This window comes from Paenibacillus sp. MY03 (genome assembly GCF_002165585.1).
In the GTDB taxonomy this organism is placed as follows: Bacteria; Bacillota; Bacilli; order Paenibacillales; family Paenibacillaceae; genus Pristimantibacillus; species Pristimantibacillus agaridevorans.
Genome location: NZ_MXQD01000035.1, coordinates 94,809 through 106,362 on the forward strand (window position 1 = coordinate 94,809; position 11,554 = coordinate 106,362).

Annotated in this window: 4 protein-coding genes; 3 read left to right on the plus strand and 1 reads right to left on the minus strand. The window is 54.8% G+C overall.

The window, feature by feature from the left end; translation table 11 throughout:
* Positions 1-34: 34 nt before the first annotated feature.
* Positions 35-2,353: a helix-turn-helix domain-containing protein gene (locus tag B1748_RS24465; RefSeq protein ID WP_179215801.1), complete on the minus strand. Its 2,319-nt coding sequence runs from the start codon at positions 2,351-2,353 to the stop codon at positions 35-37.
* 300 nt (positions 2,354-2,653) lie between these two features.
* Here B1748_RS24465 and B1748_RS24470 point away from each other — a divergent pair, with 300 nt between their 5' ends.
* The 3 genes from B1748_RS24470 to B1748_RS24480 all read left to right on the plus strand — a co-directional run bounded on the left by B1748_RS24470 (position 2,654) and on the right by B1748_RS24480 (position 11,516).
* Positions 2,654-7,954, plus strand: a complete 5,301-nt coding sequence (locus B1748_RS24470; RefSeq protein WP_087570565.1) for an S-layer homology domain-containing protein — start codon at positions 2,654-2,656, stop codon at positions 7,952-7,954.
* A 142-nt stretch (positions 7,955-8,096) separates the two neighbouring features.
* Complete coding sequence (locus B1748_RS24475; RefSeq protein ID WP_087570566.1) at positions 8,097-9,686, plus strand: extracellular solute-binding protein; 1,590 nt, start codon at positions 8,097-8,099, stop codon at positions 9,684-9,686.
* A gap of 102 nt (positions 9,687-9,788) precedes the next feature.
* Positions 9,789-11,516 (plus strand): hypothetical protein, encoded by a 1,728-nt coding sequence (locus B1748_RS24480; RefSeq protein ID WP_087570567.1) that lies wholly within the window; start codon positions 9,789-9,791, stop codon positions 11,514-11,516.
* The last annotated feature ends 38 nt before the right edge of the window (positions 11,517-11,554 follow it).

Here is an 11,554-nt window from a genome sequence, read left to right on the forward strand (position 1 = left end):
GCCTTTTTTATTGTTAGGAAATTATGCGACTCCGCTACGCCCGCTCCGCCTGCCGGTATTCCGAGGGCGTCATGCCGGAAAACTTTTTGAAGCTCCGCATGAAACTTGTGACGTTGGTATAGCCTACCTGTTCCGCAATCTGGTTAACGGTGGAAGGGCCTTCTAAAAGCAGCTTTTGAGCCTCCTGCATCCGTATGGCAATCACATAGTCCACAAAATTGATGCCGGTGCTTTGCTTGAATATTTTGCTCAGATGGTTGGAACTGATGGCAAATTCCTCGGACAGCAGGTTCAGAGACAGCCCGCTTTGACCGTAATGCAGGGAAATATAAGCCGTAATCCGGGCTATCAGCTCATCCGCTTTGGTTTTGGAGTTGCGCTTTTCGACCAAGGCTTCTACCATATACTCCATCAGCTCAAGCAAATACTCTCGCATATCGGAGAGGCTCCCGGTTCGGGCCAGCCGCCCCTCGATTTCCGTATGGCCGGATTGGAGGCGTTCCAAAAGAGCCGGGTCGGCTACTTTTTTGCCTGTTCGGTATATGAGCTGGAGGGCGAACTGCACCATGGTTTTGTCGGCGAAGCGGCATTGTGCGGCCATAACGAATATGGCGGACAGCAGCTCCGCCACCTTGTCCGGATTGGTCTGCCAAACCGCTTCCTGCAATTGGTCGGCCAGATCGAACAACTCCATCAAACCCGCCCCGTCCAGCGCGGATATGTCATTTCCGGTAATAATCGTGCCCGGTCCGGCCACCAGCTTGTAATGGATGCATTCCTGGGCTGCCTGGTACGAGTCTTTGATGTCTGCGAAGCGGCGGCTGTAGCTGCCGATGCCGATGCTTACGGAATGTTTGATGTACTTCTGGACAGCGTCCAGCAGCGACTGGGCGAATGTCACGGCCTGCTCCATGTTCGCAACGGCATCCTCCTCCAGGAAGCTGATCAAAATCACCGCCTGATACTCGTTGATTTGCACAGCCCCGCCTTTAAGCGCCTCGCCTCTTTCCTTCATCAACTCTTCCGCAACATTGCAGACTGCGTAGAGATACGGGTTCAGGTCGGATATTTTCTCCAGAAGGACCTTGTTGTCCAATTCGGCAATCATTACTATGTAATGACCGAGGTACAGCTCCAGGCCGATATGGTCAAAGTAGGGCTTGGCCAGATCATATCGGGTCCGATGGCCCGTGACGATATCAAACAAAATCTGAAGTTTCAGAGCAGGTTTGCTCTCCTGAAGCTGCCGCACCGCATCGGAATAACCGGTCAACACATCACGGATTGTGCCCTCCAGGCGGTTGAAATCCGGCCGCAAACTGCCTGCCCCTGTCGCCGTCCCCCCGTCGCGCTTGCTGAACAAGCTCTCCACCTTATTGATGAACCGCTCCATGGGAGTGAACCAGGTCTTGTTGACCAGCACAACGGATCCCACCGACAACAGCACCATTATGCCCGCTAAAGCCAGGAGAATATTGCGGATGGCGAGGAACAGGCCGCTCATTTGGCCTTGAGACACCACATAAACCAGCTTCCACCCCGTATAGGCGGAAGAGGAATAGAATACCCACTCCGAAGCCTTGCCGTTCTTGTGCCTAGTGAAGCCGCTGTCTTTTTCGAACAACAACTGCCCACCCAGCTTGTATTCGGCGATATTTCGGCCGATTCGGGATTTGTCCGCGTGGGACAGGATGGTCCCCTGCTCGTCCGTGATCAGCACATTTCCGCTATTGCCGAACTGCAAATCGGAGAACATGTCCGACAGAATGGTTTCGGGCAGGTTGACGGCGATAACGCCCTTGCGGTTCTTCGGCTTATCCGCCATGGGATAAAATCGGATTAGCGTAACCGTGTGGCGATTTACGTTTTTCTCCATAAAGAGAGGATTTGCCGTCCATTTGTAATAAAAGTTTTCCGTATAAAACGTACTGATCCAATGTTTATCCGTTTCCTCGGAAGTGGGGTTATACAGCTCTTCGGACAGCAGCATTTCGTTGGCCCGGGAATACAGATACATGGACTGGATGACAGGGTAGGAGCGCTTGAGCCCGCTGATCTGGGATTGGATGCCGTCCAGCCGGATCAGATACTCGGGGTCGCCTGTGCGGGGGGTATTAAAGAAAAATGCCGCGTCCCCCGTTTGCAGCATCTGGATGATCGCCCGGTCGATCTCCTCAAGGGTGCTCTCCATTCGTTTATTGATCTGGTTCAGCATCTGCAAGTTGGAATCGATGACCTCGCGCTCCAGGCGCTCCGTTCCGCTTATATATGAAATCAGCACCGTGCTCGCAATAATCAGGATGAAGAGGGAAGCGTAAATCATCTGGATCTTGTATGCCATATTCCGCTTCACCCGCTGTCGCCTCCCTTGGTTGTAATCGCTCCATCCATCATAATTTGCGAGCCTGAACAAGGCAACTTGCATTTTACGCCAGGGCTTGCATTTTTGATGCTTCACGTCAAATCCAACATCCGGCAAGCTTTGACAACAAACTGCGACTACTCGGTTCCAACGGGTTGCCCTACATTGAGTACTGGGGGATTTGTTCGCATTCGTTCTTCCCTCGGAGGTGTTATCCATCGCAATAGGAAAGGGGGCTTCGGCATTCTTGTAAACAGGGTTCAATCATAATCAACTCGGGAGGGCGAAAAAATGGGTAAAAAAACAATGATATGGTTCTTGGCCCTAGTGCTACTGATGGGGACGGCAGGTCAAGCGGGGCAATGGGCCGCCGCCGTTGTCCACGCATCTGCTCAAGCAGACACAAGCCGTATAATTCCGGCATGGTCCTTCGCCTATAAGGGACTGCCGGCTGCAAGCTTCGGGCTGGATTCTATGGAAGCCCATGAGGGAGAGCACTCGCTGCGGATAGCGTACAACTCGGCAAAAGCTGCCGAGGTCTATCTCAACATGACCCAGACGGTGGCGGTCAAGCCCGGCACTGTCTACGAATTGAGCTTATGGGGCAAAGGCGTTGGGGTCAAAGGCGTCAGCATGATGGTGAACTGGGGAGCGAGGACCAGCCTGGGTACGGGAGCTTTCGACTGGAAGCATGTCTCGCAAACCTACACTACAGGACCCAACGAAACTACGCTTACGGTCCGCCTTATTGTGGACGACAAATCGACCGTTTGGCTTGATGAAATCTCCTTGAAGGAAGCGAACGCAGACGCTAATCTTCTCCAAAACGGAGACTTCGACAGCATCGAGGAAATTATGCCCCTCGACGGTTTTGAAGAGCTGTCGGCATGGACGCCTGCAGGTATGACGGCAGCCGAAACGGTTAATGATGCCAGAACGGAGGGAGCGCAGTCCGCCAAGCTTACTTTCACCAATGATGGGGGTCAAACTACCCAAGCGAGCATGGTATTGAACCTGACTCAACCTTTGGATTTGACAAAAATGACAACGGTTACAATGGATGTTTATCCTTTATCCCAAACGGTTTCGGGCAATGAGCCCCTCTTTTTGAAGCTGACGGATGTCTCCGGCTCGGTGCACGAGGTGCAACTGCCCAAGCTGCTGGCCGGGCAGTGGAACGGAGTGAAGCTGGAATTTGCGGCATCCGCTACAAGAAGCGGAATTGTGCAGATTGCCCTCTATGCCAAAACCGGAGCGGGCATTGCCGGGTGGGACGGACGGGCATCAATTGATTATCTGGCGGATCAAATAAACGTCGTCCGAATGAAGCAGAAGGAGGAAAGCACGGGCGAAGAAGGCGAACTCATGGAGGAGCGGAGCCTTTTCCTCGGGCGGCTGGGCGCGGGAGCCCATGCCCCCTTGTTTCAGGCCGAGGGGATTGTCGTTGACGGCAGCCTGGAAGAATGGGACAGCAACATCGGAATCGCGCTGCCAAATTCCGGTACCACCCAGAACCAGGTGGCCGGATGGAGCGGAGCGGAGGATCTGTCCGCCAATGTAAAATTTGCATATGATCAGGAATACTTTTATTTGTCCGCAAAGGTAAGGGACAATACCCATTTTGCCGCAGCCGGCATTGATATGTGGAGCGGGGACAGCATACAATTTGCCTTCGGGGAAAATGGAGTGTACGGCGCGGAATACGGTATTAACCTGATAGACGGGCAAACGCAGGTGTGGCGCTGGAGGAACGGCAGCGCTTCCTTTGGCAAGGAAACGGTTGTCGCCAATACGGTCAGGACAGGCAATGACACGTATTATGAAGCCCGGCTTCCCTGGCAGGCGATCTTTGCGTCCGGCATGCCGTCGGAAGGGCCGGTCGCATTCTCCATTCTGATCAATGACAACGACGGCGGCGGCCGCAGGGGCTGGCTGGAATGGACCAGCGGCATCGGTAAGGTAAAGGACGGAAAGCTCCTGGGAAACCTGTATCCGATACCGGTCGGGGACCCCTGGAGCTTTTGGGTGGAAACCCCAGCCGAGGGACAAACCGGCAGTCTAATTCCCTACAAGCTTCATATCGTCAATTACAGCGGCGAGCCGCGGAACGTTTCGATTTACTCCCAGTTGCTTGATCTTGACCGGGATGTGACGATTCCCGCAGGTATGGCATTTACCAAAGAAGGCACGTATGTTGTTCCTGTCCAAGGCGCGTATTGGGCGGAGACCACGGTGACGGACCGGGATACGGGTATGGAGAGAATAAGCAGGAAGAAGGTGGTGGTGGTAACCAGCGAAGCCGAACTGACCGTTCGTCTGAACGCATTGTCGGCCAGATTGCCGCAACTGCTGGCTTTACTCGAGCAGGCAGAGGCCCAGGGTCTGTCCACGGATTACGAGCGGGTCATCTATGCGGCTTTGCAGGATTTTGTTGTATATGGCAAGGAGGATGCCGCCAAAGGCAGGCTGACCCGCTCCCTTTATGTGGCGGAAACGCTGGAGGCGCTGTATCTGGAGGCGGAGACCCAATTGCAGGGTTATCTGGACGGAACCAAAACTCCCCAGGCGGCGCCCCGCTATGTCACGGGCCCGCTGGAGCAAACCGGGCATGGCTTTGCAGGGACGGCCCAAGTGCGCAGCACCGGGGAGACCGGAGAACAGCCGATTTTCTTGAATGGGTACCTGGGTTTTAACCAAGCCAGGCTGGATATTGGCAAGCTTCAGGACTACGGCGCCAACGTGATTCAGGTGGAAACCGGTCCGCGGCATATGATTTTTCCAAAGGAAGGTTATATCCCCGAGTTCGCAACAAGCGGCAGCGCCCAGGGGAGCATCGCCCTGGATGAATCGATCAGCCGCAGTGGGAACCAGTCCCTCAGGATGGTAAACGAGTCTCCGAAGCAATCCAATATTTATCTTATGGCCAGCCAAACTATTCCAGTCAAGCCTAATACGACATACGAGTTTAAGGTTTGGGTCAAAGGGGCGAATGTAAAAAATGCCTGGTTCCCGGGAGGTCCGGGATGGGCGCTGAGGAAAGCCATGCCCACGGGAACTTATGACTGGCAGGAAGTCGCCTACACCTATAAGACCGGCCCGTCGGAGTTATCCTTCAACCTGATGCTGGTTTCCGAAAACGAGCAGACCCTTTGGCTGGACGACCTGCGTGTTACGGAGCAAGGAAGCGTAGAGAATCTGGTGCGCAATCCGGGGTTTGAGCAGTCTCCGGAGGTGCCTGGAGCGGACCCGGACAAGGATTACGTGGTGTCTGTCTCCAATGTGGCAAACGATATTGGCAGAGTGCTCGAGAACGCCCGGGACAACCATATTGCCGTCAATTTGCTCTTGTCTCCCCATTATTTTCCCGATTGGGTGCTTAAGAAGCATCCGGAAACGGCGGCCACCCATACTGGTTTCCTTAAGTTTAATATTGACCAGCCGCTGTCCAGGCAGATTATCGAAGATTATTTGCGAGCCTTGATTCCCCTGGTAAAGGACTACAGCTCCTTGCACAGTATAACGCTGACCAACGAGCCTGTGTACCAGTCTAATCGCAATCCGTATTATCTGCCGCTCTGGCAAGCCTATCTGGAGGAGTTGTACGATGGCAGCATAGAGGAGCTTAATCGGATCTACGATACCGCCTATGCTTCCTTTGGAGAAGTGCTGATGCCGTCCGCCATCGCGCCGTCCCCAGCCGTGTATGACTGGGTGACGTTTAATAACCGGTTGTTTGCCGATTGGCACCAATGGATGGCGGATATCATCCATGACATGGCTCCCGATCTTCCGGTACAGGCCAAGGTGATGGCCAATCTGGAGTCCAGTCTAAACTGGGGTGTAGACTACGAGCAGTTCTCCGAGCTAAGCGATATTAACGGCAACGATGCCTACAATCTCATCGGAGATGGGCCGGAGGGCTTCATGAAAGAGCTGAGCTTCTATGATCTGCAGCGTTCCTTTAAGAAGGCGCCGATTTTTAACTCGGAGCATCATTTTATCAAAGACGGGGACGACCAGTACATGCCAGATCAAGCCAAACGGGTAAGGGCTGTGCTGTGGCAGGGAGCGGTCCACGGCAGAAGCGCATCCACCGGATGGGTATGGGAGCGAACCTATGATTCCACAAGCGATTTCGAGGGGAGTCTCCTTCATCGGCCGGATGTGGTAGTGGATATCGGCAGGACCAACCACGACCTCAACCGTCTGGCTAAAGAAGTAACGGCCCTTCAGAATGTGGTCCCGCGGACGGCCATCTTGTATTCCCTCGCCTCGGGGGTGTACGACACCCATTACGATGAAACACTCCGCCGGGCTTATCAGGCGCTGGCCTACAGCGGCCAACGAATCGGCTTTGTAACGGAGAAGCAGGCTGCCGCCGGCAAGCTGACCGATTATGAGCTGCTGGTGGTGCCGGCAGCCGCTCATGTCAGCGCAGCGACACTGACCGCCGTAGAAAGCTTTAGCCGGGCGGGAGGCAAGGTGGTGCTTATCGGTGGAGAGTCTTTGACGAAGGATGAGCATAACCAGCCCCTGGACATGAACTTGCACGGGCAACTTGCCAGCCGCTCCGTCATCCTGTCCGCCTCGGCCGGAAGCGGCGATATCCGCACGGCACTGCTACCGTTGCTGGGACAAATGAACGCTTTGCCGGTTGCATTAACGGATCTTTCCACGGGCCAACTGGTGTGGGATGCGGGTTGGCAGATCGCGGAACATGATGGAAGGCTTTTGCTAAATGTGGTTAACTACACAGGGGAAGCCAAGCAGATTCAGACGGTTCATAACGGGCAGCCCGCCGGAAGCGTCAACGAACTGATTACGGGAGCGGCAGTTGATGCCTCTCATCTGGAGCTGGCGCCTTACGGAATTTATTTGTTCGATCTGGGAGCTCTGCCTCTGGAAGAAGAACCCCCGGGCAGCTCATTGCCTCCCTCAACCCCGCCTGTGACTAACGGGCAGTCCCTTGCCGCCGAAGGGGACGGCGAGACCGACAGCGCCGAAGAGCCTTCGCCCCCCGCTCTCGGGCAGGAAGTCTTCCGATTGAGCGATATCCAGGGCCACTGGGCGGAGGACAGCATCCATAAAGCTGTAGCGCAAGGCCTGGTGCGCGGATATGAAGACTCTACCTTTCGCCCTGACCGCCCCGTAACCCGGGAGGAGTTTTTGGTTTTGCTGGCGCGGGCTGTACAACCGGAACAATCGGATGAGGCCGCAGCGTTTGCCGATGCATACGAGATCAGCGAATGGGCGAAGCAGGCTGTGACCCTGGCGGCGCAGGCGGGTTGGGTGAAAGGATACAAGGACGGGACGATCCGGCCTCGGGACTTGATGACCCGGACGGAATTGGCGGTGCTGCTTACGCGACTACCTCGCAAAACGGCATCCGCAGAAAGTCGTGCAGACTCTCGCACCTTCGCCGACGACAGCCTGATTGCCGCCTGGGCAAAACCTGCGGTTTACAAAGCTGTGCAAGATCAGCTTTTGGAGGGTGGCTCCGGGAACCGGTTTGAACCGGTAAGAGCCGTCACCAGGGCGGAAGCGGTGGTTGTTCTGCTGCGACTCACTAATGCCCGTACGCTTGCCGATTAGCCGAAAGCTTGCACATTTACGTTTTGGGAGGAAAACTCTAATACTGCAAGCTGATCAACAATCATGTAACTACCCCTCCGCAGTGGTCTGCAGTACGATTATGCCGTAGGGAACAAACATTATTTAAGGGAGGCACACGAGTTTGAGAACAAAGCACGCCGAATCACATTCAAAAGCAATTCGCGCCAAAGCAACGGCTGTTCTGATGCTGAGCGGCATCTTGCTGATTGCGGGCTGCGGAAGCAACAAGGAAGGGGAGCCAGCAGCAAGCGGCAGCCCCAATCCCAATGCCAACAACCTGCCCATGGCCATCACCGCGTCCATCTATGACAGGGGGACAGTTCCGGCAGAGGAAGGCACCTACGAAAGCAACCGCTGGACCAAATGGATGAACGAGCAATCAGGAGTAGAGGTCAAATGGACCCCCGTCCCCCGCAATCAGGAGGCGGACAAGTTTAATGTGCTGGTGGCATCCGGGCAGGCGCCGGAGCTGATTACCTCCTACGACCGTAACCTGTTGTCGCGTTTTGTCAGCCAGGGAGTAGCACAGCCCATCGACGAGTATATTGAGAAGTACAGCACTAGTTATAAGGAATATATCCAGAAGCATCCGGAATTGAAGCCCTTCGTTACCTTTAACGGCCAAACTTACGCCATTGCCAGCATGCGGAACACCCAGGCCGCGACGATGATTTGGATTCGTCAGGACTGGCTTGACAAGCTGGGGCTTAAGCAGCCCACCACGGTGGATGAACTGGTGGAGGTAGCCAGGGCATTCCGGGACGGAGACCCCGACGGCAACGGCCAAAAGGACACGACCGCGATCGCCATGTCCAATGCGTACTCCGCTGTATTGGACGACCTGTTCATGGCCCGGGGCGGAGATTGGTTCATTGAAGACGGCAAAGCCACGATGTCCTTTTTTACCGATCGCTATAAGGAAGCCTTGACGCTGCGCAAAACACTGTACTCCGAAGGACTGGTGGACAAGGAGTACGTGACGGATAAAAACTGGGCCCGTCAAAAACAACTTTGGATTACCGGCAAGGCGGGCATTTTGTTCGATACCTATAACGGCGGGCCAACAGCGGACTTCTACAAGAGCCAGCCGGATGCCAAACTGACTCCCCTTCCTCCCCTGTCCACAAAATTCGGGAAGAACGGCTATCAAAAGGAAGTGCCCAATTACTTGCTCACCATTTTTAACAAGGACATAAAAAATCCCCAGGCGGCCATGCAGTTCGTGGACTGGATGCTGGATGAGGGCTGGTACGACCTGAGCTACGGCACGGAGGGCACCCATTATCAGTTAAAGGACAATATTCCCGTGACTCTGGATGCGGATAAGCTGAAAAAGGAAGTAAGCTATGCCAGCGAATATCGGATTGTCCACCAGCAGACTCTGACTCCGGAATTTCTGCTGGCCCGGGCTGGCAGCGATCCCAATGACCAAAAGGTGCAAAAGGCTATCGGGGAAGCCATAACCGTGGCGCAAAGCGTCGAATTCCGCAAGGACTTGCCTTACACGCCGGCGGTGGATGAATTTACGGATATATCCGGCCAATTCCAAAAGAAATGGGATGAGATTATCACCAAGGTTACCATGACCGCCGACCTGGATGCCGATTGGGGCGTAAGCCAAATCAGGAGCGAGTGGCAAAAGCTAAACGGCGAAGACATCGAAGCCAAGGTACAGGAATGGTACGAAAGCAACAAGGCGGATTTTAAATAAACCAATTTCCGGCTACGGCAGGATGGGGAGGAGGCACGGCCGGAACCGGCTGTCCCTCTATCCCGATTCGCCGAATAGACAATAAGGACAGGAGAGAGAGAAGTGGAGCACAACCTGCTGAACGAGGATGCTGTATTGCTGGAATTGATGGAACGGCATTGGCGAAAGATCAAGCACAGCCAGGTACGGGATTCGTCCAGTTACTGGCATGGCGCCTTCACCGAGAACGGAAACGGCAAGCCGTTTGAAGGGCTGACAAGCAGCGACGCTATGCTGAACTTGACCGTGCCGCTGTATGCGCATCCCGAGTCCCGTTATTACCGGAGCTCCAGCATGCTGGAAACGATCCGCCAGCAAATTCGCTTTTTATTGAGAGTCCAACTACCCTCCGGCTGTATTTCCCTGCATAACTGCAATATCGACTCGCCCCCGGATACGGGATTCGCCGTCCATTTCACTACATTGTGTTACCACATATTAGATAAAATGGATGGTGACGAACCGGCGCAATTGTGCCAAGAACTGCGGCTATTTCTGAGACAAACGATTCCCGGCCTTCTGGCCGGAGGTATCCATACTCCCAATCATCGATGGGTACTGTGCGGAGCCCTTGCTCTCCTGTATGAGCTGTTCGAAGATGAACGGTTGCGGGCGCGTGTCGACCAATTTCTGGCCGAAGGGCTGGATATCAACCCGGACGGGGAATGGACGGAACGAAGCAATGCCATTTATAACGCTGTTTGCTCCATCTTTCTGTATCAAACGGCTCGGGTGTTCAGATATACACATCTGTATGAACCCATTACCCGAAATTTGCGCATGATGCAGTACATGCTCCACCCCCGTTCGGAAATTGCCACGGAATATTCCAGCCGTCAGGACCGGGGCGAGATCATGAAGCTGAATGCCGGCTATTATGTCGCATTCCGCCTTATGGCCGACCGGAATGCTGATCCGCTGTTCCATAGCTTTGCCCGGGAGGCGCTTCTATCTCTTCGCACAGGAGGAGAAGCTCTGCTGTACCGGATGTTTCTCCGAAACGAAATGAGTGCCGAGTTGCCCCTTCAACCGCTGCCCGACCGGTACGAAGTGTTCCTGAACCGGGAGCGAATTGCGCCTGTGGCGGGAACCATCCCTTACCAGCGAACGGCTTTCCATGCCGGATCCCCGCTAATCCGCTTCAGGCAAGGCGAACTGAGCGTAACGGTGATCGCCGGGCAACCGGAATTTTTGTATCTGCAATTCGGGCAAGCGCGACTGCTTGGCGTTCGGCTAGCCTTGGGCTGGTTTGGCGTGGCAGGGACTCCCTTTGCCGCCATCCGTCAAACCGGAGACCATGAATATGAACTGTCCATGGATCTGGAGGGCAGCTACCGGGACGCCCTTGACGGGAATGCGGTCGTCCGGACAGATCCCCTGCACTTTGCCGAGACCATTCCGTTGCGCGCCAAAACCAACGTGACCGTCCTGCCTGTCCGTGTAGGCATCCGCCTTGATCCGGCGGGCATCGATCTTCATTATCGGGTAGACGCCAGCGCTCCGCCCCTCTTTGCCCAAACGGTATACTCCTTCGCTCCGGAAGGCTCGCTGGAAGGAACGGCTCTGGAACCAATAAACGCCCATGCGTCGTGGCTGAAATCCGGGCAATTGATTTACCGCTGCGGAGAGGACTGGATTACCGTCGACGGAGGCGCCTTCCAGCACGGCTTCGAGGCTCTTCGCAATGATCGGCTGGACCCCGGCGTCAAAAGCGCAGTAGCCAACTATTTGACCCCTGTGGAGACAAAAGTCAGCATTCGCTGCGGTAAAGCGGAAGGCTGCATAGCATAAACTAACGGCTGCCGCGATGGCAGCCCGACAAAGGATGA